General features: G+C 65.7%; 20 protein-coding genes. 4 read left to right on the forward strand and 16 right to left on the reverse strand.

Translation table 11 applies throughout. The features are described from left to right. Window positions 1–32: 32 nt before the first annotated feature. Window positions 33–1,019 carry an SMP-30/gluconolactonase/LRE family protein gene (locus A5766_RS00675; RefSeq protein WP_064903082.1) on the forward strand — a complete coding sequence of 329 codons (987 nt, stop codon included), beginning with the start codon at window positions 33–35 and terminating at the stop codon, window positions 1,017–1,019. Here A5766_RS00675 and A5766_RS00680 read toward each other — a convergent pair. The 5 genes from A5766_RS00680 to lspA form a co-directional block, all read right to left on the reverse strand. Next, window positions 980–1,258, reverse strand: a complete 279-nt coding sequence (locus A5766_RS00680; protein ID WP_005205647.1) for a hypothetical protein — start codon at window positions 1,256–1,258, stop codon at window positions 980–982. The two genes, A5766_RS00675 and A5766_RS00680, sit on opposite strands and share 40 nt — an antisense overlap. A gap of 143 nt (window positions 1,259–1,401) precedes the next feature. Then, window positions 1,402–3,081, reverse strand: coding sequence for an NAD-binding protein (locus A5766_RS00685; protein ID WP_064863577.1), 1,680 nt, complete (start codon window positions 3,079–3,081; stop codon window positions 1,402–1,404). Window positions 3,082–3,103: 22 nt separating this feature from the next. Further along, a complete protein-coding gene (gene dnaE / locus A5766_RS00690) occupies window positions 3,104–6,649 on the reverse strand; it encodes a DNA polymerase III subunit alpha (protein ID WP_082933724.1) in 3,546 nt (1,181 codons plus the stop codon). Window positions 6,650–6,898: 249 nt separating this feature from the next. After that, the gene (locus A5766_RS00695) at window positions 6,899–7,825 is read right to left on the reverse strand and encodes an RluA family pseudouridine synthase (RefSeq protein WP_064863578.1); all 927 of its coding nucleotides are present in this window, start codon (window positions 7,823–7,825) and stop codon (window positions 6,899–6,901) included. Further along, window positions 7,818–8,426, reverse strand: coding sequence for a signal peptidase II (lspA, locus tag A5766_RS00700; protein ID WP_064863579.1), 609 nt, complete (start codon window positions 8,424–8,426; stop codon window positions 7,818–7,820). The genes A5766_RS00695 and lspA overlap by 8 nt, the downstream gene beginning before the upstream one ends. 39 nt (window positions 8,427–8,465) lie before the next feature. On the opposite strand from lspA, the gene A5766_RS00705 reads away from it, so the two are divergent. Beyond that, window positions 8,466–9,455 (forward strand): hypothetical protein, encoded by a 990-nt coding sequence (locus A5766_RS00705; protein ID WP_082933726.1) that lies wholly within the window; start codon window positions 8,466–8,468, stop codon window positions 9,453–9,455. A gap of 88 nt (window positions 9,456–9,543) precedes the next feature. Here A5766_RS00705 and A5766_RS00710 read toward each other — a convergent pair whose 3' ends face one another. Beyond that, complete coding sequence (locus A5766_RS00710) at window positions 9,544–10,080, reverse strand: hypothetical protein (RefSeq protein WP_064863580.1); 537 nt, start codon at window positions 10,078–10,080, stop codon at window positions 9,544–9,546. Between the two features lie 277 nt (window positions 10,081–10,357). On the opposite strand from A5766_RS00710, the gene A5766_RS00715 reads away from it, so the two are divergent. After that, complete coding sequence (locus tag A5766_RS00715) at window positions 10,358–11,308, forward strand: asparaginase (protein ID WP_064863581.1); 951 nt, start codon at window positions 10,358–10,360, stop codon at window positions 11,306–11,308. Between the two features lie 18 nt (window positions 11,309–11,326). On the opposite strand, the gene A5766_RS00720 is transcribed toward A5766_RS00715, so the two are convergent. Both A5766_RS00720 and A5766_RS00725 read right to left on the reverse strand, forming a co-directional pair. Continuing rightward, window positions 11,327–12,742: a DNA polymerase IV gene (locus A5766_RS00720; RefSeq protein ID WP_064903061.1), complete on the reverse strand. Its 1,416-nt coding sequence runs from the start codon at window positions 12,740–12,742 to the stop codon at window positions 11,327–11,329. 95 nt (window positions 12,743–12,837) lie between these two features. Further along, window positions 12,838–13,299, reverse strand: coding sequence for a nitroreductase/quinone reductase family protein (locus tag A5766_RS00725; protein ID WP_064863583.1), 462 nt, complete (start codon window positions 13,297–13,299; stop codon window positions 12,838–12,840). Between the two features lie 155 nt (window positions 13,300–13,454). On the opposite strand from A5766_RS00725, the gene A5766_RS00730 reads away from it, so the two are divergent. Beyond that, complete coding sequence (locus tag A5766_RS00730) at window positions 13,455–14,165, forward strand: TetR/AcrR family transcriptional regulator (protein WP_064863599.1); 711 nt, start codon at window positions 13,455–13,457, stop codon at window positions 14,163–14,165. Window positions 14,166–14,173: 8 nt separating this feature from the next. Here A5766_RS00730 and ileS read toward each other — a convergent pair whose 3' ends face one another. From ileS to ftsZ, 8 genes are all read right to left on the reverse strand, one after another. Next, entirely contained in the window at window positions 14,174–17,365 is a 3,192-nt protein-coding gene (ileS, locus tag A5766_RS00735; RefSeq protein WP_156527329.1) for an isoleucine--tRNA ligase, read from the reverse strand. A 476-nt stretch (window positions 17,366–17,841) separates the two neighbouring features. Then, on the reverse strand, window positions 17,842–18,819 hold the full coding sequence (locus tag A5766_RS00740; RefSeq protein ID WP_064863585.1) for a hypothetical protein: 978 nt from the start codon (window positions 18,817–18,819) through the stop codon (window positions 17,842–17,844). Window positions 18,820–18,852: 33 nt separating this feature from the next. Continuing rightward, window positions 18,853–19,638, reverse strand: coding sequence for a DivIVA-like cell division protein Wag31 (gene wag31 / locus A5766_RS00745; RefSeq protein WP_064863600.1), 786 nt, complete (start codon window positions 19,636–19,638; stop codon window positions 18,853–18,855). A 324-nt stretch (window positions 19,639–19,962) separates the two neighbouring features. Next, window positions 19,963–20,289, reverse strand: a complete 327-nt coding sequence (locus A5766_RS00750; RefSeq protein ID WP_064863586.1) for a YggT family protein — start codon at window positions 20,287–20,289, stop codon at window positions 19,963–19,965. A gap of 134 nt (window positions 20,290–20,423) precedes the next feature. After that, a complete protein-coding gene (locus tag A5766_RS00755) occupies window positions 20,424–21,143 on the reverse strand; it encodes a cell division protein SepF (RefSeq protein WP_064863587.1) in 720 nt (239 codons plus the stop codon). A gap of 96 nt (window positions 21,144–21,239) precedes the next feature. Continuing rightward, a complete protein-coding gene (locus A5766_RS00760) occupies window positions 21,240–21,986 on the reverse strand; it encodes a YggS family pyridoxal phosphate-dependent enzyme (RefSeq protein ID WP_064863588.1) in 747 nt (248 codons plus the stop codon). Further along, a complete protein-coding gene (gene pgeF, locus A5766_RS00765) occupies window positions 21,986–22,696 on the reverse strand; it encodes a peptidoglycan editing factor PgeF (RefSeq protein WP_197494586.1) in 711 nt (236 codons plus the stop codon). The genes A5766_RS00760 and pgeF overlap by 1 nt, the downstream gene beginning before the upstream one ends. Window positions 22,697–22,725: 29 nt before the next feature. Continuing rightward, a complete protein-coding gene (gene ftsZ, locus A5766_RS00770; protein WP_005205614.1) occupies window positions 22,726–23,898 on the reverse strand; it encodes a cell division protein FtsZ in 1,173 nt (390 codons plus the stop codon). Window positions 23,899–24,223 lie beyond the last annotated feature (325 nt).

The following is a 24,223-nucleotide window of genomic DNA, read 5'->3' on the forward strand; positions in this document are numbered from 1 at the left end:
AGGAGGTCGGCATGCTCCGACACCGCGTTCCCATGGCAGCCCTTCGGACTGGAACTCTTCGGCGGACCACAGCTCTTGCCACCGCCTGCGCAGCAGCGTGCGCGACGGTGATCGTCACCGCCGTCACCGGCACCGGTCCCGCGAATGCCGCGGCGCCGTGTCCGGGTGGCGCAGCACCGGCGCGGCTCGTCGGAACTGTTCCCGGAGCAGCGTTGGAAGGGCTGACTGTCGATTCGCGCGGACGGCTCTACACCACCGACCTGGTCAGCGGCCGGGTGTTCCGACTCGATCGACCCGGCGCCGGTGCCGTGCCGATCGCCAAGGTTCCCTCCGGTGGCGCAGGGGCACTCGCGTGGACCCCGGACGGCACGCTCCTCGTCGGCTACGGGTCGGACCCACGCGTCTTCCTGGGCGATGCGATCCGTCCCGGCGCGATTGCTCGGCTCGACGTCAACAACCTCGCCCTGCGCCCGTGGGTCGGCGGCCTCTCCGCAGCCGACGGAATGGATGTGTCGGCGCGCGGAAATGTGTACGCCACCAACGACTTCGGCAATTTGGTCGGACGTATCACTCCGAACGGGGCCGTCCAGGCCAACTGGGCTTCGATCCCGAGCGCCAACGGAGCGGTACTCAACCGCGACGACAGCTTCCTGTACGTGTCGCGCACATTCAGCAATCCGGGCGTCAGCCGGATCTCGACGGGCAATCCGCGTGTCGTGCAGAGTCTGTTGACGCTCGGTGGCGCCGACGCGCTCGCCGCACCCGACGGATTGACACTCGACGCCGCCGACCGTCCGGTGGTTCCGTTCAACGCGGGTGGTCAGATCGTGCGAATCACCTCACCGGGACGCTATTGCGTCCTCGCGAGCGGACTGCCGCTGTCGAGCGTGGTGTCGTACGGTCGTTCCGCGAGTGGCTTCTCGGCCGGGCACCTGTACCGGGCGGGCTTCGACGGTCGGATCTATGAGATCCCGAGTGGTTACTCAGCCGGGTCGGTCGCCGCGTTCCCCGGCCGCTGAGCCGACTCGCGCGTGAGGCTGGCGGCGACGATCCACACCGCGACACCTGCCGCGGCCGACGACCATGCGGCGATCTCGGGCGACCGGGTCACGACGAGTGCGACCAGCGCGACCGCAGCGGCTGCCACGGCTGAGTACAGCTTGTGCACCGGCCAGCTCACTCCGGCGATGTCGATCGTGTGGCCGGCGCCGGTTGCGCGACCGCGGTGAGCTCCGTTGGACTCGAGCAGAACTGTCATCGGATACCTCGCAACGATTCGGCTGGCTGTTCGTCTACCCGTTCGGGTGGGCTTTGCGTCGAGTATAGACATACCCGCGAGAAAATATTCGGTGACCCGAAACCTTTCGGAGTGACCAACCGATCATTGCTGGTCAGCTCGCGTCAGCGCCCGTCACGCAGGGTGTCGAAGAGCTCGTGGTAGGGACCGACGAGGTACGCGGTGTCGTCTGCGGCGAGGCGATCGTCGCGGCGGGGATGCACGATGGTGTCGGTGCCCCGCACGATGGCGATGATCCGTGTGCGCGTCGGCAGGTCGGCCATGGTCATGCCGTCAAGGGGACTCCCGGCGCGGATGAACAAACCACCGACCATGAACGAGCGCTGTCCGACGGAGAAGGTCGAGATCACCTGGAGCCCCAGCGCAGCCCCGATGAACCACGGCGCCGCCAGTTCGACCGTCGATCGGACGTTCTGGAATCCGAAGCGATGCGCGACGGCCTTACCGAGCGAGTGGTCGTAGACGCGCATGACGACCGGCACCCCAGGTCGGCCGTCGGCGCCGCGGGACCACCGTGCGCCGAGCAGTTCGCGCAGCACGATGCCGCTCTCGATGTTCACCATGTCATCGTGTGTCAGCACGGCGACGGCCCGCGCCCGCGCGAGTCCGGCGTCGTTCAACGTGCTGCGGAGCGTCGCATCACCGAAGACGACCGGAATGTCGAGTTCTGCTGCCGCAGCGAGGTAGCGGTTGTCGTCATTGCGCTCGACCACCGCAACCGGATAACCGAGCGCGACGAGGTCGGTGGCGACACGGATTCCGAATGAGCCGAGACCGACCACGATCACGTGGCCCGACATCTGGCTCGCGCGTCGGCGTCCGGCCGATGTCCCGATACGGCGCGACAGGAGCAGGTCGGCAACGAAGGCCATCAGGATCGCCGTCGTGGTGATTCCTGCGAACATGAGCGCTATCGAGAAGAGTCGCAGCCACGTGGGCTGACCGACGAAGCTGAAGTCGCCGTAGCCGACGGTCGCGATGGTCTCGGTGGAGAAGTAGAGCGCGTCGACGAAGCTCATCCCCGGCCGGTGGTAGGTGAACCGCAGCAGGACCGTGGCCCCCAGCAGCAGGGCCAGCGAGACGCCGAGCGCACGGAACAGGTTGGGGTTCACGTCGTCTCGAAATCCCCGAAGGCCACCGAGAAGACGCAACAGAACCGGGCGGCCGCTTCTACGATGCACACGCTCGGGACCTTCCTTGACTGCGATGTTCTGGTGCGCCAACTCGTCGGCGGTGCCGATCATCGCGACCCAGTCGCCCGCTGTCACAGCGAGATCGCGCCCGGGCGAGGGAACGACCTCCCCCTCGTCAGGGCTGTTCTCACCGCGAAGCACGGCGACGGGAGCGAGGTCGCCGTAGAGTTCGCGCAACGTGGCGTCGCGGGACGCGTAGTCACCCGCGACGAGGAAGTCGTTGCCCGCCACCGGAATCGGGTGCGTGGTGCGGCCGAGACACGCCTCGACCACCGACGGACCCGCGAGCTCGGCGACGTCGAGCACCGCGCCCGGACCGTTGCCGAGGGCGACAGCGTCGCGTAGGACGCCGCTCGACAGGTTGGTCACGACGCGCACCTCGGCGCTGAGTTGGCGTGTCAGAAGGGCGATCTCGAGGTTGAGCGCGTCGTCGGAACCGGCGCAGACGACGGCCGCGGCGGTTTCGACGCCGACGTCCGGCAGTTCTGCCGGATCGTGCAGCACCACGATGGTCGCTCCTGCGAGCCGTAGTTCTTCGGTGATGCGCTCGGTGAGGGCGTCATCGCCGTGCACGATGATGTGGCCGGGCATTGCTGGAGCGTACCCGTGTCGGTCAGCCCAGGCAGGTCGGCCCGAGTAGCGCCTTGAGATCGCCCATCAGGGCCGAACTGGGCGTGACGCGCAACGACTCGGTCAACTTCAGCACGGTCGACCGCTCATCACTGACCAGCGTCACGTGCACGTCGGCCGGGCCCGGATGTCGGGTGAGTACCTGCTTGAGCGCTTGCACGCGATCGGGCGTGCAGGCGCGAGCCGCAAGTGTCAGCGCGACCGGTTTGGTGGCCCCCGCGGCGTTGAGATCGGGAACGGCGAGGTCGTTGGCGCTGATCATCATCGAGTCGTCGCGCATGTTGACGCGCGCCTTCACCAACACGATGTTGTCGGCGACGATGTCCATCCCGTAGGTCTGGAAAGCGCGCGGGAAGAAGTAGACCTCGACACCACCGACCATGTCCTCGAGTGTGACGGCCGCCCACGGCTCGCCCTTCTTGTTCACCCTGCGGGTCACCGACGAGATGATGCCGCCGATGGTGATCTGTGCACCGTCGGAGATGTTGCCCTCGAGCAACTGCGTGATCGAGGTGTCGGTCTGCGCCGCGATCGCGTGTTCGACGCCGCTGAGCGGATGCCCGGACACGTAGAGCCCCAACATCTCTCGTTCGAGTGCGAGCTTGTGCTTGGAATCCCATTCCTGGTCGGGCACCTTGACCGCGAACACCTCGGCCATGGTGTCGTCGGCTCCACCCCCCGCGTCGCCGAAGAGGTCGAACTGTCCGATCGCTTCGGCTTTCTTGGTGCCGATGACCGACTCGACCGCCTCGACATGGATCAGGAACAGACCCTTGCGCGGATGGTCGAGCGAATCGAATGCGCCCGCCTTCACCAGCGACTCGGTGACCTTCTTGTTGCACGCCGTGACATCGATCTTGTTGAGGTAGTCGGAGAAACTGGTGAACTTCCCCTTCTCGTCGCGGGCGGCGAGGATCGACGACACGACGCCCGAACCCACGTTGCGAATCGCGGCGAGACCGAAGCGGATGTCCGTTCCGACTGCGGCGAAGTTGTGCTGCGACTCGTTGACGTCCGGAGGGAGCACAGTGATGCCCAGCTTCCGGCAGTCGGCGAGATAGATGGCCGCCTTGTCTTTGTCGTCGCCGACGGAGGTGAGCAGGCCGGCCATGTATTCGGCCGGGTAGTTCGCCTTGAGGTAGGCGGTCCAGAAGGAGACCAGACCATAGCCCGCCGCGTGCGACTTGTTGAACGCATAGCCGGCGAAGGGCAACACCGTGTCCCACAGGGCGGTGATGGCAGCCTGGGAGAAGCCGTTGTTGCGCATCCCCTCTGCGAAGCCGTCATAGGCCTCGTCGAGGATCTCCTTCTTCTTCTTGCCCATCGCGCGGCGCAGCAGGTCTGCTTGACCGAGCGAATAGCCCGCGACCTTCTGAGCGATCTGCATGATCTGCTCTTGGTAGACGATCAGACCGTAGGTCTCGGCGAGGATTTCCTTGAGCGGCTCTTCGAGTTCGGGATGGATCGGCTTGATCTGCTGCAGCCCGTTTTTACGCTTGGCGTAATCGGTATGCGCGTTCACGCCCATCGGTCCGGGGCGATACAGCGCGAGCACGGCGACGATGTCTTCGAAGCCGGTGGGTTGCATCATCTTCAGCAGTTCGCGCATCGCCGCGCCGTCGAGCTGGAACACACCGAGGGTGTCGCCCTTGGCCAGCAGCTCGTAGGTCTTGGTGTCTTCGAGCGGCAGGGTGTCGAGGTCGAGATCGATGCCTCGGTTGAGCTTGATGTTCTCGAGCGCGTCGCCGATGACGGTCAGGTTGCGCAGACCGAGGAAGTCCATCTTCAACAGACCGATGGCTTCACACGACGGGTAGTCCCAGCCGGTGATGATCGCGCCGTCCTGTGCGCGCTTCCACACCGGGATCGCGTCGGTGAGTGGTTCGGAGGACATGATCACCGCGCACGCGTGGACGCCCGCGTTACGGATCAGGCCTTCGAGTCCGATCGCGGTGTCGTAGATCTTCTTGACGTCGGGATCGGTCTCGATGAGAGTGCGGACCTCCGTGGCCTCGCCGAACCTCTCATGTTCGGGGTTCGTGATACCCCAGACCGGGATGTCCTTGGCCATGATCGGCGGCGGCAACGCCTTGGTGATCTTGTCGGCAATGGCAAAGCCGGGCTGGCCGAACTGAACTCGCGCGGAGTCTTTGATCGCGGCCTTGGTCTTGATGGTGCCGAAGGTGATGACCTGGGCGACCTTGTCGCTGCCCCACCGGTCGGTGGCGTAGCGAACCATCTCGCCGCGTCGACGGTCGTCGAAGTCGATGTCGATATCGGGCATCGACACACGCTCGGGGTTGAGGAATCGCTCGAACAGCAGTCCGTGCGGGATCGGGTCGATGTTGGTGATACCGAGCGCCCACGCGACCAGCGAGCCCGCCGCGGAACCACGGCCTGGGCCGACGCGGATACCCACCTCGTGGGCGTGCCGGATGAGGTCGCCGACCACGAGAAAGTAGGCGGGGAAACCCATCTGGATGATGACGTCGAGCTCGTAGTTGGCGCGACGCAGATATTCCTCTGGTACCTCGACGCCGGGGAAACGACGCTCGGCGAGACCGTTGGCCACTTCCTTGCGCAGCCACGTCTGCTGCGATTCGCCGTCGGGAACGGGGAAGATCGGCATGCGGTCGCGGTGGGTGAAGACGTCGGTGTAGGACTGCACCCGGTCGCCGATCTCGAGGGTGTTGTCGCAGGCGTCGGGGACGACCGAATCCCACTGGGCGCGCATCTCGTCGGCGGACTTCAGGTAGTAGCCGTCGCCGTCGAACTTGAATCGTGTCGGGTCGGTCAGCGTCTTACCGGTCTGCACACACAGCAGCGCCTCGTGGCTCGCGGCATGGTCTTTCGTGACGTAGTGGCAGTCGTTGGTGACGATCGGCTTGATGCCGAGCTTGCGGCCGATGTCGAGCAGGCCGTCACGCACACGGCGCTCGATCTCGAGTCCGTGCTCCATCAACTCGAGATAGAAGTTCTCCTTACCGAAGATCTCCTGCCATTTGGCGGCCGCTTCGAGAGCTTCGCGGTCATGACCGAGACGCAGACGGGTCTGGACCTCGCCGGACGGACACCCCGTGGTCGCGATGATGCCCTCGGCGTGTTCGGCGATGAGGTCGGCGTCCATGCGGGCCCACTTGCCGAGTTGGCCCTCGATGGACGCCAGTGACGACAGCTTGAACAGGTTACGCAGACCGGTCGCGTTCTCGGCGACCATCGTCATGTGGGTATAGGCGCCCGAACCCGAGACGTCGTCGCCCTTCTGGTCGCGCGTACCCCACTGGATGCGTTTGGTGTCGAACCGCGACTCCGGTGCGATGTAGGCCTCGATGCCGATGATCGGCTTGATCTCGTTCTTGATCGCGGTGTTGTAGAACTCACTTGCACCGAACATGTTGCCGTGGTCGGTCATGCCGATCGCGGTCATGCCCAGGCGTTTGGCCTCCGCGAACAGGGGCGACACCTTTGCTGCACCGTCGAGCATCGAGTACTCGGTGTGGTTGTGCAGGTGGACAAACGAACCGGCCACGGATGCCTCTCACCTCGAAGGAACGTCCCGGACAGGACGTCACTGAATGTGCGTGTTGCTGAGTACGTGTGTTGCTGTGCGTGATGCTCAGTGTGTTGCTGTGTGCGCGTTGATCGATCCCGACCACTGATCGACCTCAACCACTGTAGGACTCCCCTCTGACACTCACGAACATGCCGCGCCAGGCTGTGACAGATGAGGCGAGGATCCCCGGAGTGTCGCCCGCGGCGTGTCGGCGCGGGCGTGCACTCACGTGTCGCGCAGGACGTCCAGAGCGTGTTGCAGGTCGGCCGGATAGGGACTGACGAACTCCACCCAACGTCCGTCGGCAGGATGGGCGAACCCGAGCGAACGAGCGTGCAGCCACTGGCGCTCGAGCCCGAGTCGCGCGGCCAACACCGGATCGGCTCCGTAGGTCAGGTCACCGCAGCATGGGTGGTGCAGCGCAGAAAAGTGCACGCGAATCTGGTGCGTCCGTCCCGTTTCGAGGTGGATGTCGAGCAGCGACGCCGCGGCGAACATCTCCAGCGTGTCGTAGTGGGTGATGCTCGGCTTGCCGTTCGCGGTCACCGCGAATTTCCAGTCGGCTCCCCGATGACGGCCGATCGCCGCGTCGATGGTTCCGGTCGGCGGATCGAGATGGCCCTGCACCAGCGCGTGATAGCCCTTCTCGACCTCACGGTCGCGGAACGCGCGTTTGAGCAACGTGTATCCGTGCTCCGACGCCGCGACCACCATCAACCCCGACGTGCCCACGTCGAGACGCGACACGATGCCCTGCCGTTCAGCCGCGCCCGAGGTCGAGATCCGGAATCCCGCGGCGTCCAACGCGCCCACGACGGTGGGTCCGCTCCATCCCAGCGACGGATGGGCCGCGACGCCAACGGGCTTGTCGACGACGATGATGTCGGAGTCGTGATAGATCACCGAGAGGTCTTCGACCGGCGTCGGCTCGACCCGCAACGGCTCGTCCGGCTCGGGAAGCAATACATCGAGCCAACTACCCGCTGCGAGCTTGTGCGACTTGCCGACCGCGATGCCGTCAACGGTCACATCACCCGCATCGGCGAGAGTGGCCACGACGGTTCGCGAGAGGCCGAGGATGCGGGACACCCCGGCATCGAGGCGCATGCCCGCGATCCCGTCGGGAACCGGCATGGAACGCGATTCACGCATTCTCGGCCTCGACTTTCGCGGCGCGCCGAGCGGCAAAGCCCGACCGCGAGCCGTCGTAGTCGTATCCGAGCAGCGACAGCACGACGAGTAGCACGGCACCGCACACAACCGCCGAGTCGGCGACGTTGAACACGGGCCACCAGCCGACCGAGATGAAGTCGACGACGTGTCCGCGCAGCGGTGCGGGGTCACGGAAGATCCGATCGATCAGGTTGCCGATGGCACCGCCGAGGACCAGCCCGAGACCGAGGACCCACCACCCCGAGCGGAGTTTGCGGCTGAACCGGAAGATGACCACCACGACCGCGAGGGCGATCAGCGTCAATACCCAGGTGTAGCCGGACGCCATCGAGAATGCCGCGCCGCTGTTGCGCACGAGCCGCAGCGTGACGGCATCACCGATGATGTGCACCGGGCGCTCCGGGTCGAGTAGCGCGACGACCAGCGACTTGGTGATCACGTCGAGCGCGATCACCGCCAACGCGATGCCCGCGAGCAATACCAGCACCGAGGTCGAGCTGCGCAGCATCCCACTGCGGTCGTTCTCGCTGGTTTCCCGGTCGTCGGAGAGGTCGTGCGTCTGGTCGGGTCGGTCATCCACCCCACCATCATCCCTGACACGTGCAATACGCTGACTGGCGTGTCCGATCCGACCCGTCGAACTGTCCATGAACCACCCCCTCGACGCCGCTCGGTTCGCCGCCGGGTCACGCTCGGATCGACCGCAGCGGCACTGGCGAGTGTGCTCCTCGTGTCGGGATGCGGCAGCGACTCGGAGTCGGATGCCGGATCGGGGCAGCCGTCCGGAGCCCAAGCGGGCTGCACGACCACCTCGACCTCCGGGCAACGCGACGCCAACCTGATCCCGATCCCACCCGCGGCGGTCACTGTCACATCCACCGGAAACCAGCCACACCGCGTGGTCGGCAGCGCCCCGAACCGCGCAACGCCACAACATTCGACGTTGTCGACGACGTCGTCTGTCACAGCGGCCGACGGCACGACCGAGCAGACCGTCGACATCCCGATCACCGCGTCGTTCCATTGCACCGACAACACCGATCTCGAGATGACACTGGGCGCGTCGACCTCGCCCGACCCGACGTTGAACGACCAACTGAAGGCGACCAAGGACGCGAAGGCGGGTGTGGCGCTCGGACCGGGCGCCGCTCCGGTCTCGCTGCGACTGATCCCGACGAAGGATTCGGGTTCGGAGGCGAGAAGTGCCATCGAGCAGTCGCTGGTTCAGGCGTTCCAGAACTCGATTCCTCTGCCCACCGAGCCGATCGGGGTGGGTGCGACGTGGCGAACCGAGCGGACCATCACGGCCGCCACAACGCTGACCCAGACGATCACCGCGACACTCAAGGCGTGGGACGGCAACCGCGTGACCATCGACTTCACCACCGAAGAATCACCGGTCAACTCGGTGTATGCGATTCCCGGCTCCGACACCACGCTGACCATCTCCCGCTACTCCTACACCGGTTCGGGAACCCTTGTCTCCGACGTGACGCGCGGTCTGCCGATCAGCGGCTCGGGCACGTACACGGGTGCGCGTGAACTTGTCGGAGCCGACCCTGCCAATCCACTGCTCCAGAAGATCGGCTTCTCCTACTCCTGGAAGTAGAGAGCTCCCTCACACACACGAGAGCCCCTGTCCCGCGCGGGACAGGGGCTCTCGTTGTGGTGCATGCGCGCTCAGGCGTGCACTTGAGTCACTTGGTGCACATGGCGCTCTTGATGTTGTTGCCGGACAGGATCGGGCACACCGAGTCGCTGGCGAGCTTCCACCGTCCGCCGTCGTACACGATCTGGGCGTCGAGCTTGGTCGGCGGGTTGTCGGGGAGCTTCACCTGAACCTTCACGGTTGCCTTGTTCGGGCCGGCCGGGATCACGGGCGGGAAGATCTGGTAGGTGACGTCCTTGTTGTCCTCACGCGCCTTGACCAGCTTGTCGAAGAGCTGGGGATCCTTCTCGGAACCCTGCACGAGATCGGTCTTCTCCGAGTTGGGCACATTGGGGTCGAGCGCCTTGTTCAACATCGCGTTCAGCGTGGCGACACTCGGGCGGACGTTGGGGTTGGTGACCCCGGCGTCGGCACCCGACGCGGCGGCCTCGGACGTCGCGGCAGCACTGGTCGTCGCAGCGACCGTGGGGACGTCGTCGGAATCGTCGCTGCTGCTGCATGCCGCGAGGGACGTGGCAACTGCCACGGTCATGACGGCGGCACCTACGAATTTAGGGAACTTCAAGGATCTTCCTCACATTTCAACGTCGGCGATGATCGTGTTCGGCGGTGACGGGCGCGGTCGTCCGCGGTTCACAGCGACCGTCACTCCGGTCACCGCGTCCACCCCCGTGGCCACAAACTCACACCACTATGCCAAACACATCGACTCCACCCAACGACACGTACCCGCCGAGATCGTGCGTGACAACGATCGTCGGTGAGCATTACGGTGTCGCACGAGCAGTGCCGACGAGTGCAACGGTTGACGTCCGACATCGGTTCCGGGGACGCTGTCTGGCATGACGCAACCCCGAATCGCGCTCATCACCACGGGCGGAACGGTAGCTGCTCGCCAGAGCGCGGACGGGGCGATTCCGGTGCTGACCGCGTCCGAACTCCTCGCCGACGCGCCGACGCCCGACGCTCTCACTCCACTCATCGAGTCCGTCGACCTCATGTCGGTCGACAGTTCGGCGATCACGGTGACCCAACAGGCGCAGGTGGTGCGCGCGGTCAAGGCCGCACTCGACGACGGTGACGTGACCGGGGTCGTCGTCACCCACGGCACCGACACGATGGAGGAGACAGCGTTCTTGGCCGACCTCGTCTCCGACGATCCCCGGCCCGTCGTGTTCACCGGGGCGCAATACCCCGCCGACGCCCCCGACGCCGACGGACCCGCGAACATCGCTGCGGCCATCGAGGTGGCGGCCGATCCGGCTAGCCGTGGCCGCGGCGTAGTGCTGGCATTGGGCGGACGCGTGCTGCCCGTTCGGGGAGCGTTCAAAGTGTCGACCACCGCGACCGAGGCCTTCGACACCGTGCACGACGCACTGCCGCGCCCCCTGGTCGGCGACCCGATGCCCGAACGTCTCGCCCGCGTGGACACCTACGCGTTGTACCCCGGCGTCGCCGCGGGAATCATCGCCGCGGCCGTCGCACAGCGTGCGTCGGGAATCGTGCTCGCGGCAACGGGTTCGGGCAACACGCATCCCGACATCACCGCCGAGGTTGTCGCCGCGCGACGCGCGGGGGTCGCCGTCGTCGTCACGACCCGTGTGCCGTACGGCCCGGTGGTCGCGACCTATGGCGGCGGTGGCGGAGCCGTCGACCTCGAACGCGCAGGCGCCGTGGTGTCCCGGTGGTTGCGTGCGCCACAGGCGCGCATGGCACTGATCGCGCTGCTGTCGACGGGACATGACGCCGACGACGTCGCCGACTTCTTCCGCCGTTCCGAGCCCGCCACCTGATCGTCGTGGCCTGAGGGCTCAGCGCGGTACATCGGGCCACGCGAGACTGTCGAGCGGGTCGCCGCGTCGCAACGCGCCATCGTCGGCTGCGAACGTGCGCGCGACGCCGGGTCCTGTTGCCCGCGTTTCGAATCGCACGGTCACCACACCGTGTCCGCTCCCCTGCACCCAGCCGTGCCCGAACTCGGGATGCACCACGTCGACGCCTGTCGTCGCCCAGCTCCCGCTGTCGGAGAGGGCCGATTCGGCACCGCTGTCGGAGACGGCAGAGTGGGTGGTTTCGAATCCGTCCGAGGGTGCAGCCGTGTCGACGGACACCACTGCTTCGAGATCTGGGGCGTCGAGATCTGGGGGCATCCGTGCGATGTCGGCGATTGGTGCAATATCGGCGTCGCCGAAGAGTGCGTACTGCTCGACGGTCGACAGACCTGAGAAGCCCACTCCGACAAGGCGTATCGGGCCGACGGTCTGTGGGTCCAGAGCGAGTCGTCGGGCCATCGATGTGAGGGTGTCGAGATCGGTCGTCGCGGCGGGCAGCGTCGACGATCGGGTCAGGATCGACATATCCGAACGCTTGAGTTTCAGCACGACGGTGCGCGCACCGCGTCCGTCGGAAAGCAGTCGACGGTGCGCGTCGGCCGCCGACTTGTCGATTGCGGGTCGCAGGCCTGCGAGGTCGACGATGTCGCGCGCGAAGGTCGATTCGGCGCTGATCTGTTTGGCCGCTGCGCGCTCGGTGACGGGCCGGTCGTCGTGTCCACGCGCGAGCAGATGCAGTGCTGGTCCGACGCTGGAGCCGAGCACCGACGCTACTTCGAGGTCGGACATCGCGGCAAGGTCGCCGATCGTGTCAATACCCAGGCGCGCCAACCGTTCTCCGGAGACGGGCCCGATTCCCCAGAGTTTGCGTACCGGCAGTGCGTGGAGGAAGTCGAGTTCTCTGCTCGGCGGAATGACCATGACCCCATCGGGTTTGGCCATTCCCGAGGCGATCTTCGCGATCTGCTTACCGCTGCCGACACCGACGGAAGCCGCCAACCCGACGCCGTCGAAGATGCGCCTACGGATCTCTTGCGCGAACGCCTCGGCGTCGGCGGCGGAGGCACCGACGAGATCGACGGGTTCGCCGAAAGCCTCGTCGAAGGACAGCATCTCGATGACCGGCACCGCGTCACGCACGATCCCGAAGATCTTGCTGCTCACCACGCGGTACACCGAGCCGCGCGGTGGCAGTACCACCGCCGACGCTCCGACGAGGCGTCGTGCCTGATGCATCGGCATCGCCGAATGCGCACCGAATCGACGTGCGGCGTAGCTGGCGCCCGCGACGACACCGCGGCCCCCGGTGCCACCGACGAGTACCGGGCGTCCCGCGAGGGTCGGTCTCGTCAACTGCTCCACCGAGGCGAAGAAGGCATCCATGTCCAGATGCATCACCCACCGGGTGCTGCGTTCCCCGTCTGAGGACGAACCGGACACTGCTGACACACATCAAGACTAGGCAGGCCGATTCACGTCACGTCAGGGACTTACCCGGTGGTCGCCCTGCCGACGGCGAAAACCGGGATCGACGCCGCGTGTGTGTGCAGTTCGTCGTCGGATGGGTCGGTGGTCATGCCGTCGGGTAGGAATCGGCCGACCTCCCATCCCCATCGCTTCAGGTACGCGCGGATGATCGGACCGCGGTGGGCGACATCGACCTCGCTGAGCGTGACCCTTCGATCGTTGCGACCACGACGCAGGTGCGCGGTCCGCGCGGCTCGGGCATTGCGCACCCACTGGGTGTTGCCGCGTACCGCCACGAGGTACTCGCGACCGTCGAGCGCGATGGGATTCACCGGAATGCTCTGTGGTGCACCAGACTTTCGTCCGACGACGGTCAGCGTCTGTGCACCGGCGAGGTTGACCCCACGGTCGGCGAGCCAGCGAACGACGGAATTGAAGACGCGGTCCGAGCGGCCGGGCGTGACGTGGTGTTGCGTTGATTGCATGACGGTTACTCCTCGACGTTGTATGTGAAGCAGTGCATGGGAAGGCATTGCGAGTGAAAACCTTGCCCGAACCGAGAGCACCGCTCTCCATTGAGCATGCGCTCTTCGCCGAGGAAGTGCAAGAGCACCGCTCTCTGATCTGGCAGACTGGCCTCATGGCAACGGGAAAGACGCGCGCTGACAATCGCGCGGCGATGGAGGCCGAGATCCTGCGGCTCGGCCGCGAGCACCTGCGCACGCAGGGCGCTGCCGGGCTTTCGCTACGGGCGATCGCTCGCGACCTCGGCGTCGTCTCGTCGGCCGTCTACCGCTACGTACCCAGCCGCGACGACTTGTTGACCCTGCTTCTGGTGGAGGGCTACAACGACGTCGCCGACACCGTCGACGCCGCCGCTGACGCTGACAGCCCGGACGGCGTCAGCGACTCGCGGAAGCGCTTGCGGCGCATGGCCGTTGCGATGCGCGCCTGGGCACTCACCGATCCCGCGCGATGGGCGCTGCTGTACGGCAGTCCGGTGCCCGGGTACTCGGCACCGGCCGAGCGTACGACGGTCCCCGGAACGCGCGTGGTCGGCCGACTCGTCGTCGAGTTGGCGGCAGCCCACCGCGATGGCGCACTGCGCGCGCAGCTGCCATCGATCTCGCCGGCGGTCGCCGCCGACATGCGCCAGATCCTCGACGAGTTCGGCGTCGACATGCCCGCAGAGGTGGTCGCCGCGGCGACCACCCTATGGGCAACCATCATCGGCGGGATCAGCCTCGAGGTCTTCGGACAGTACGGCGCCGACACCTTCACACATCCCGACGCGCTGTTCACCACGCAGGTCGACGCCGTCCTGTCACTGCTCTTCGACGACCAATGTTGATCGGCGGGCTACTCAGCTCGCTTTTTGACGTCCGCCGTCACCCCGTCGCCGAGTTCGATCGCTCCCGCACCGGAGTCGTCTGCCGATTCGACTACGAACGACGTCGCGAGCACCTCACCGGCGATCATGTCGGCGTGGCGTCGAGCCCACTCGAGTCGCGGCTCGGGCACCACGAAGCGCACCTCGATGCGATCCGACACGTCGAGCCCAAGACCGCGACGTGCCTCCTGGAGTTCACGCACGCGGTCCTTCGCCCAACCCTCCGACTCTAGGTCTTCGGTGACGTTCGTATCCAGGACGACGAGTCCGCCCCCGCCGGGGAGTTCGGCCGTCGAATCCGGTTCCTCCGCAACGAGTTTCCTGCTGTACTCGCCCGGCTCCAGGTCGATGCCGTCGGCCGACACGATCTCGGTACCGTCGTCGGCGGTCCGCACGCTCCAGTTCCCCGCTTTGACCGCCTTGATGACGCGCTGTACATCTTTGCCAAGGCGTGGTCCTGCGGCGCGCGCGTTGACCGCGAGCTCGTAGTGACCGTATCGATCTGCCTCAGTGGACAATTCGACCGACTTGACGTTCATCTCGTCGGCGATCAGATCGGTGTAGGGCGCGAGACGATTGGCGTTGGGCGACGCGACGGTCAACTGCGGCAACGGAAGTCGCACACGGAGCTTGTTGGCCTTGCGCACGCTCGACGCCGTCGAGCACACCGCCTGCACGTCGTCCATCGCAGCGACGAGGTCGGCGTCGGCGGGAAGTTCGTCACTCGTCGGCCAGTCGGTCAGATGCACCGAACGCTCGCCCGTCAGCCCACGCCAGATGGCTTCGGTCGCCAGCGGAAGCAGCGGCGCCGCAAGGCGACTCGCAACCTCAAGCACCGTGTACAGGGTGTCGAACGCCTCCGGGTCCTCATCCTGGCCCGCCCAGAAACGCGCCCGCGATCGACGCACATACCAGTTGGTGAGTGACTCGACGAACTCGCGGAACGCATCACACGCGCCGGAGACGTCGTAAACGTCGAGGGCCTCGGTCATCGCGTCACGCGTGACGGCGAGCTTGGCCAGGATGTACCGGTCGAGCACGTTCGACGAGTCGGTGCGCCACGTGGCGGGCCGGTCGGCGTAGAGCTGCAGGAAGCTGTAGGCATTCCACAGCGGGAGCAACGCCTGGCGTACGCCCTCGCGGATTCCCTTCTCCGTCACCACCAGGTTGCCGCCACGCAGGATCGGCGACGCCATCAGGAACCACCGCATCGCATCGCTGCCGTCGCGGTCGAACACCTCGTTGACGTCGGGATAGTTACGCTTGGACTTCGACATCTTCTGGCCGTCGTCGCCGAGCACGATGCCGTGCGCCGCAACGGTTCTGAATGCCGGACGATCGAAGAGCGCAGTCGCGAGCACGTGCAGGTTGTAGAACCATCCACGCGTCTGGCCGTTGTACTCGACGATGAAGTCGCCCGGATTGTGCGCAGGCTCCGAACCGTCACTCGCCCCGTCGAACCATTCCGAATTCTCGAACGGGTAATGCACCTGGGCGTACGGCATCGAGCCCGACTCGAACCAGCAGTCGAGAACCTCGGGAACGCGGCGCATCGTCGAATTCCCGGTCGGGTCATCGGGATTGGGCCGCGTCAGATCGTCGATGTAGGGACGATGCAGGTTGTTCGGGCGCACGCCGAAGTCGCGCTCGAGCTCGTCGAGCGAGCCGTACACGTCGGTACGCGGGTACTCCGGGTCGTCGGAGATCCACACCGGGATCGGCGCGCCCCAGTAGCGGTTGCGGCTGATGTTCCAGTCGCGTGCACCCTCGAGCCACTTGCCGAACTGCCCGTCGCGGATGTGTGCCGGCGACCAGGTGATCTGCTTGTTCAGCTCGATCATGCGGTCCTTGATCGGGTCGACCGCGACGAACCACGACGGAACGGCCATGTAGATCAACGGCTTTCCCGACCGCCACGAGTGCGGGTAGGAGTGCTCGATGGTCTCGTGCCGCACCACACGCCCCTGGTGCCCGTCCGATCCGGCGAGGACGCGCGACCCACCGGCCTTGAGGTCCTTGATGATCGGCGCGTTGGCGTCGAACACCATGAGGCCCTCATACGGCGGCACCTGCGAGGTGAATCGGCCACCTGCGTCGAGTGGTTGCACGACCTCGATGCCGTTGGCCGTCGAGAGCTCCATGTCCTCCTCACCGAAAGCCGGTGCGAGATGGACGATTCCGGTACCGCTGTCGGTGGTCACGTAATCGCCGAGCAGTATGCGGTGAGCGTTGGGGTGCCCGACGAAGAAGTCGAACGGCGGTGTGTACGCCAGCCCCTCCAGGTCGCGCCCCTGATACGTGCCCAGCACCTCGGGGTCGACGATCTCCTTCGCGTAGCTGCCGAGCAGCGGCTCGGCGAGGAGGTACTCGCGCCCGTCCGCCGCACGCACATGCACATAGGAGACATCGGGATTGACGGCGATCGCGAGGTTCGACGGCAGAGTCCAGGGCGTCGTGGTCCAGATCAACGCATTGACCCCGTCCAGCGCCGCCAGCGGACCGTCGGAGTCGACGACCAGCGGCATGCTCACGGTGAGAGCGGGGTCCTGGCGCATGCGGTACGCGTCGTCGAGCTTCGATTCCTGGTTGCTCAGGGGTGTCTGCTCGTACCAGGAGTACGGCAGCACGCGATAGCCCTGATAGATGAGGCCCTTGTCCCAGAGCCGCTTGAATGCCCACATCACCGACTCCATGAAGTCGATGTCGAGGGTCTTGTAATCGTTGTCGAAGTCGACCCAACGAGCCTGACGGGTGACGTAGTCACGCCACTCACCGGTGTAGCGCAGCACGGAGTCGCGACAGAAGTCGTTGAACTTCTCGACGCCCATCTTCTCGATCTCCGACTTATCGGTGATCCCGAGTTGACGTTCGGCCTCGAGTTCTGCGGGCAGTCCGTGGGTGTCCCAGCCGAATCGACGCTCGACCTTCTTGCCGCGCATCGTCTGGTACCGCGGTACCAGATCCTTGACGTAACCGGTCAGCAGGTGACCGTAGTGGGGGAGGCCGTTGGCGAACGGAGGCCCGTCGTAGAACACGAACTCCGGAGCGTCGGCTCGATTGGCGATGGATGCGGCGAACGTGTCGTCGTTCTTCCAATAGTCGAGAACGTTGAGCTCGACGTCGGGGAAAGATGGCGCACCACTACGTACGCCACCGGTCATGTCGACGACCGGGTACACACGTGTTGCCGATTCTGACTGCTCGCTCACGCTGACTCCTCGTGCCTGGCTCGCACGTCCACTAGGACGTGTGCATGTGCTCTTGGCACGGGGACGCACGACGCGTGCGCGGTACCACCCCGCTTGCATCGGACTGCTCCGATGCCGCTCATGGCCCTCTCGGATCGGCAGGCGAATAACGCCGGGTGCTCACACACCCGGAGCGCTCCAACACTCCCAACCGAATGGGCCTGCGGCTATGACGGGCCACTCCCGCCCGGTTCTACTGGGACGCCCACCGACTCACGCGGTGCGTGACGAGAATCCGTTCTTCCGGGTGCTCCCCGGTGATGGCCGGATCATTGCGCTTCCAGTGTAGCGACCGCGGCTACCCGGCCACGAATCGACCGTCGTCGATGCCCTGGGTGTCGTCGCCCTGTTGATGCCGCAGGGGGTCGCCAGGGATGGATCGGTCGGGATCAGTCGAACGGCGGACGCCAGTTGGGATCGAGAGGATCGAAACGCCCGGTTCCGCTCCCCTGCTCACGCTCGGGTTGCTCCCAGGGTCGATCAGAAGGTTTGCCGTCGTCGGACGGCGGTTGCTGTATGCCTGGCGGCTGCTCGCGCTCTGGCTGTCGGGGCGCCGCGCCGGGACGCTGCTGGTCGCCACCCGGCCTCTGCTGGCCGTAGGGCTCGCGCCCCTGGGGATATGGGCCCCGGGGATACGGCTGCTGCGGGTACCCCGGCGCGGCCGGACCCTGCGGTGGGGGGCCCTGCGTTGGCATCTGCGCGGGAGGCGCTTGCCGCGGGGGCTGCTGGTATCCCTGCGCCGGCGGACGCTGATCAGGGCGCCCCTGCTGGGGCGGCGCCTGCTCGTCAGGCGTCGACGGCCTGCGGAATCCGCCGGTTGCGGGATCGCCCCCGACAGCGCGCAGATAGTCGTCGTAATTGCCTTCACGCGAGGACTGGGCAGCCTCTCCCGTGCCGAATGCATTCGTCCCTGGATTCTCGCCGGAATCCGGATTCGACGCCGCGTCGGCGGATGAACCCGACCGCCCGCCGGGTTGGATCACACCCTGCCACGACGATTGCGGAGGGGACTCGCGTCGTGCAGCGGGAGACGGACCGGAAATGCCCGAGCCGCCGTCGAACACATTACCACCGTCGGGGGGATCGTCGTCGGAGAGATCACTCTCGGCGGCGACGCTACGGGAGCGACGTCCCTCGGGACGCTCCCCTGTGTCGGACTCGTCGACCTGATCATCACTGCCGACCTGGTCATCATTGCCGACCTGGTCATCTTTTCGGCCGGAACCGATGATGTCGACGATCAGGAACGCCAGGCCGATGAGGCAGACGACGATGCACGCCACCGCCAGCCACACCGAGCCGGTGATCAACCCGACGATGAGCAGCACGAAGCCCACGAGGGTGGCCGCGAGCGCCAGACTCAGCACGTCATCTGCCTAATGACCGTCCGCCGGCACCGATCAGCTCTGCGAGTAGCTGCTGAAGCCGCCGTTACCGGGATCCGACGAGAAGGACTGATCGGAGCGCCCGTTCTCGACAGGCGCGGCACTGCCGCGCTGCTGTAGCTCTTCGAGCTGGGACTCGAGATAGGTCTTGAGGCGTGTGCGGTACTCACGCTCGAACGTCTTGAGCTGCTCGATACGTCCCTCGAGGACGCCGCGCTGCTGGTTGATGGTGCCCATGATCTCGCTGTGCTTACGCTCGGCGTCGCTCTGCAGCGCGTCGGCACGTTCCTGCGCCTGACGCAGCTGAGCCTCCGACCTCGTCTGCGAGTCGGCGAGGATTGCTTCGGCCCGCTGACGCGAATCGTTCAGCAGAGCGTCGGACTTCGTCTGCGCCTCGGACACCATGGCGTCCGCGCGCGAACGGGCATCCGCGAGCAACGTGTCGGCTTCCTGGCGAGCCGAACCCGTCAGGCGATCGGCGGTGTCCTGCGCGAGAGCGAGAACCCGAGCAGCTCGGATGTTCGAGTCGTCGTCGGACACCTGTGTCGAATCATCGGTCGTCGGTGTCGAGTCGGACGACGAGGATGCGTCGGCGGTCCCACTGCCGGACTTGGCGTCGGCGAGCTCACCCTCGAGCTCTTCGACGCGCTGCTTGAGGTCGCTGTTCTCTTCGATCAGGCGAGCGAGCTCGGCTTCGACGAAGTCGAGGAACTGATCGACCTCGTCCTCGTTGTAGCCGCGCTTACCGATCGGCGGTTTGCTGAACGCGACGTTGTGCACATCAGCTGGTGTCAGCCGCATGTCGGTTCCCCTCATTGTCGTTAGAGCGTTGGGTCGGCTCGAGCTTGGTGTCGTCCGAGCTTGGTCTTCAGTTGGGCGGATACGTCACAGCCTATGTGTACAGACTGTCACTCAATATTCATACCAGTCAAAATCCGTAACTGGCGTCTCATCCTGTCACATCTGAACCGCTTGTCGCATATGTTCGATGCCGTCCTGCAATGCAACAGTCACTCGATGATGACACTCAACGGTAGAACATCGGCTCGACGAGCGGCAGTCGGATCATGACGTCGGATCGTGTTCAACCGACGTTCACCGAGCGCCCGAGCTCCGATCAGCTGGTCAGAGGAGTGCGCTCGCCAGCGCCGAGGCCGCTGCATTGTTGGCCAGCCCTCGCATGACCGACATGAGGATGAGTACGACGATCATCACGATCATCAGCGAGAGATCGAGCCGAACCGGACCGAGCGGAATCGGAGGCAGTATGCGCCTAAGCGCCTTGATCGGCGGGTCGGTGACAGTGAATACCGCCTCGATGATCACAACTGCAATACCCCTCGGTCGCCATTCACGCGCGAAGGTGCGCACCAATTCGATGACGAGGCGTGCAAGCAGGAGCAGCCAGTAGATGAACAGCACGATGTAGAGGACTTCGAACAGTATCGCCACGAGTCAAGAGTGCCTGATATGTCGGGCGCGCTGCACCCCAGGTACCGCTGACCTGGTGCGCGCGAGCAGATGTGGGGGCCGAACGAGCATCGGCGGGCGAACCGAGTGCGATTCGCCCGCCGAATACGTCGATGTCAGCCGTGGTTGTAGAAGCCTGTCGCGGCGATCTTCTTGCGATCCTCCGCAGAGACGTCGATGTCGGCCGGTGAGAGGAGAAACACCTTCGTGGCGACTTTGTCGAACGAGCCACGCAGCGCGAAGGCGAGACCGGCCGCGAAGTCGACGAGGCGCTTCGCGTCGTCGTTGCTCATGTCGACGAGATCCATGATGACCGGGTTGCCGTCACGGAACCGCTCGCCGATCGTGCGTGCTTCGCTGTAGTCGGCGGGGCGCAGCGTCGTGATCTTGTGCAGCGGACCGTCGGCGAAGACCTGCTCGAGATCGGGACTCGCAGAGGCCGACACCGCTGCGGCGCGGTGCGGGGCCGCACTCGACCGCTGCAGCGGCTCGAGGCGCGAGACCGGGCGGGGACGCTCGACCGGCTCGGAGTGTCGCGGACCCGCGTAGGTGTAGTCGCCCTGGTACCCCTGCTCGTAGCCGGGTGCCGAATCGAAGCCTGGTCCGAATCGTCGCTCGTCGTAGCCTGCGTCGGCAGCCTCGCGGTAGCCGGGGTCTGCGTAGGAATCCCCGTAGCCGTCACGCAGCGGAGCCTCGCCGTAGTAGTCGTCGCGGTACACGCGCTCACGCGACATCGACCGCACCGGACCCGGTCCGGGCTCGTCGAAGTAGTCGTCCTCGTACTCGCTCGGAGGCACCATGCCGAAATATGCCTTGAACTTCTGCATCGTGGTCATGTGAGGGGCCTCTCTGGTCATCCGACACCCGCGGCGGGTTCGCGAGTGTTGTCAGTGTGGAGTTTGTTCTCGTTGGTTCGCATGTGACCAATGTGACTAGTGAGAGATTAACGGCCGCGGACCCATGATTGCGGTACCGACACGCACGCATGTCGATCCATGTGCGACGGCACTTTCGAGATCCGACGACATACCCGCCGAGAGTCCGGTCGCCTGGGGAAACCGGGTCCGAAACCGTTCGTGCGCCTGCGCCGTTCGTGCCATCCACTCGTCGACGTCGCCGTCGAGCGGCGCGATCACCATCAGCCCGCGCAGCGCCAGCGAGTCGCTCGCCTCGACCCTGTCGGCCAACTCGGGAAGCTCTTCCTCAAGCGCTCCACCCCTGGTGGGATCGCCGTCGAGGCTCAGTTGGAGATAGATCCCCAGCGGCGTGCCCCGCTCACCGTCGTCGAGGGCGGACCTACTTGCTGTCGCCAGATGATCGATGAGTTTGTCGCGGTCGACCGAATGCACCGCACGTGCCCATCGGGCGACGGTGCGCGCCTTCTTGGTCTGCACCGAACCGATCATGTCGAATGCGACGTCGCCGAGATCGCCACCCGCATCCGCGCGCAGTTCGTCGATTTTGCGGCTCGCCTCAGGCTCCCGCGACTCGCCGAAGTCCTTCTCGCCCAACGTGATCAATCGCGCGACATCTTCGGCCGGGAAGAACTTGGTCACGACGAGCAACTCCACGTCACCTCGTCGTCGCCCAGCAGCATCGACCGCGGCGTCGAGACGTGTGCGCACAGCCGACAGCGACTCCGACAGTTGGGCCGTGCGCTCATCGTCGTGTGCAGTCATCACGACTCGGGACTCGGGTCGATCCAGATGACCGATGCGAGCCTGCCCGTCGGCGCGCCGCGTCGGTGACTGAAAAGGTGCGCGTCTTCGATCGTGCACCGCGGATCCTCTGCCACCGCGGCGACACCCAGCGCAAGCAGTTGCCGACGCAATCCAGCCCGAAGATCGAGTCCCGGGGTGCGCTTGTCGGTCAAACAGGCACTGCCCGGTAGATGCTCTTCGACGTCGCGCTGCATCGCAGCGGGAACCTCGTATTGGCGTCCACACGCGGCAGGTCCGAGAAATGCGCCGATCCGCTCGGGGCGCGCACCCAACGAAATCATCACGCGCAGCGTTTCCGGGACGATCCCGATGCGCGCTCCCACCCGTCCGGCATGTACTCCGGCGATCACACCCGCCTCGTCGTCGCTCAACAGAACCGGCACACAGTCGGCACTGAGAACCGCCAGCGCAAGCCCTGGCGTCGTCGTCACCAGCGCGTCGGTGGCCTCGACGGCGTGGCCGACAGGAGCGTCGACCACTGTGACGTTGCGACTGTGAATCTGTTCCATCCAGACGACGCGGTCGGCGGCGAGACCCAACTGCGACGCGAGCCGAGACCTGTTCGCCGCGACGGCATCCGGGTCGTCGCCGACATGATCGCCCAGATTGAACGAGTCGTAGGGCGGTTTCGACACACCGCCGTCCCGGGTGGTCACCACACGACGCACCCGGGGCGTGATCGGCCCGCTCACGTTCGTCAGCGCTTCATGAACGACGGCACGTCGACGTCATCGTCGTCGAGCGTGACGCTGTTGCGACGGGGCGGCGACGCCTGGCGATCGGCGAACGGGTCACCAGCGCCCTCCTGCGGCATCTTCCCGAAGAGCGGGTCGGTCTTCTCCGCGGGGTTCACGGTGCCCGCCTGGCCAGCTCCGACGGCCGTCTTGCCGACGGCCGCGGGGGCGTCGGTGCGCTTGCGCGGGGTACCGCCGTCGAATCCTGCCGCGATGACCGTGACGCGCACCTCGTCGCCGAGGTTGTCGTCGATGACCGTGCCGAAGATGATGTTGGCGTCCTCGTGTGCGGCTTCCTGCACCTGCGTCGCGGCGTTGTGGATCTCGAAGAGACCCAGGTCGCTACCACCGGCGATGGACATCAGCACACCACGCGCGCCCTCCATCGACGACTCGAGCAGCGGCGAGTTGATCGCAGCCTCGGCCGCCTTGCGTGCACGCTCCTCACCACGCGACGACCCGATGCCCATGAGCGCCGAACCTGCGTCGCTCATGACGCCTTTGACGTCGGCGAAGTCGACGTTGATCAGGCCGGGGGTAGTGATCAGATCCGTGATGCCCTGCACGCCGTTGAGGAGTACCTCGTCGGCGCTGCGGAAGGCGTCCATGAGGCTGACCTGGGCATCGCCCAACTGCAGAAGGCGGTCGTTGGGGATGACGATGAGGGTGTCGCAGGACTCGCGCAGGGCGGTGATACCGGCCTCTGCCTGTCCTCCGCGACGCTTGCCCTCGAAGCCGAAGGGTCGGGTGACGACACCGACGGTCAGGGCACCCAGCTTGCGTGCGATCGACGCGACCACCGGCGCACCTCCGGTGCCGGTGCCGCCGCCCTCGCCCGCGGTCACGAAAACCATGTCGGCGCCCTTGAGGAGCTCTTCGATCTCATCGCGTGCGTCCTCGGCGGCCCGACGGCCGACCTCGGGGTCGGCGCCTGCTCCGAGGCCGCGCGTCGAATCACGACCCACGTCGAGCTTGACGTCGGCATCACTCATCAACAGCGCCTGCGCGTCGGTGTTGATGGCGATGAACTCCACGCCCTTGAGGCCCTGCTCGATCATTCGGTTGACGGCGTTCACGCCGCCGCCGCCGATGCCGACGACCTTGATCACGGCCAGGTAGTTGTGCGGTGGCGTCATGGCGCTCGCCTTCCTTATCGATCCAAAACCCTAAACCTGAACCATAGATTTAGAGTTATGTCAAGTGGTCTGTTGCCGAGAACGCTATGCACCCACTGGCCCAGGAGCCAGCAGGCGGCGCGGCGTGTCGCTGTGTTTTTTGGCGCGGCTGCGTGGTGCGCCCTAGTCGCGTTCTTCCTCCTCCCTCACATCGTCGCTGTGTTTATCGGCGCGGCGGAGTGGTGCGCCTCTAGTCGCGTTCTTCCTCCTCCCTCGCATCGTCGCTGCGCTCCTCGCTCGCTCGTCGTCCAGAACGCGACGGCGCACCACTCCGCCGACGCGTTCC

It is taken from the genome of Gordonia sp. 852002-51296_SCH5728562-b (assembly GCF_001665475.1).
Classification (GTDB): domain Bacteria; phylum Actinomycetota; class Actinomycetes; order Mycobacteriales; family Mycobacteriaceae; genus Gordonia; species Gordonia sputi.

Coding starts and splice junctions, on each gene's coding strand:
- A5766_RS00675 (WP_064903082.1), top strand. CDS start 33: ATGGCAGCCCTTCGGACTGGAACTCTTCGGCGGACCACAGCTCTTGCC.
- A5766_RS00680 (WP_005205647.1), bottom strand. CDS start 1,258: ATGACAGTTCTGCTCGAGTCCAACGGAGCTCACCGCGGTCGCGCAACC.
- A5766_RS00685 (WP_064863577.1), bottom strand. CDS start 3,081: ATGCCCGGCCACATCATCGTGCACGGCGATGACGCCCTCACCGAGCGC.
- A5766_RS00695 (WP_064863578.1), bottom strand. CDS start 7,825: ATGCGTGAATCGCGTTCCATGCCGGTTCCCGACGGGATCGCGGGCATG.
- A5766_RS00715 (WP_064863581.1), top strand. CDS start 10,358: ATGACGCAACCCCGAATCGCGCTCATCACCACGGGCGGAACGGTAGCT.
- A5766_RS00720 (WP_064903061.1), bottom strand. CDS start 12,742: ATGCATCTGGACATGGATGCCTTCTTCGCCTCGGTGGAGCAGTTGACG.
- A5766_RS00725 (WP_064863583.1), bottom strand. CDS start 13,299: ATGCAATCAACGCAACACCACGTCACGCCCGGCCGCTCGGACCGCGTC.
- A5766_RS00730 (WP_064863599.1), top strand. CDS start 13,455: ATGGCAACGGGAAAGACGCGCGCTGACAATCGCGCGGCGATGGAGGCC.
- ileS (WP_156527329.1), bottom strand. CDS start 17,365: ATGACCGGTGGCGTACGTAGTGGTGCGCCATCTTTCCCCGACGTCGAG.
- wag31 (WP_064863600.1), bottom strand. CDS start 19,638: ATGCGGCTGACACCAGCTGATGTGCACAACGTCGCGTTCAGCAAACCG.
- A5766_RS00755 (WP_064863587.1), bottom strand. CDS start 21,143: ATGACCACGATGCAGAAGTTCAAGGCATATTTCGGCATGGTGCCTCCG.
- A5766_RS00760 (WP_064863588.1), bottom strand. CDS start 21,986: ATGACTGCACACGACGATGAGCGCACGGCCCAACTGTCGGAGTCGCTG.
- ftsZ (WP_005205614.1), bottom strand. CDS start 23,898: ATGACGCCACCGCACAACTACCTGGCCGTGATCAAGGTCGTCGGCATC.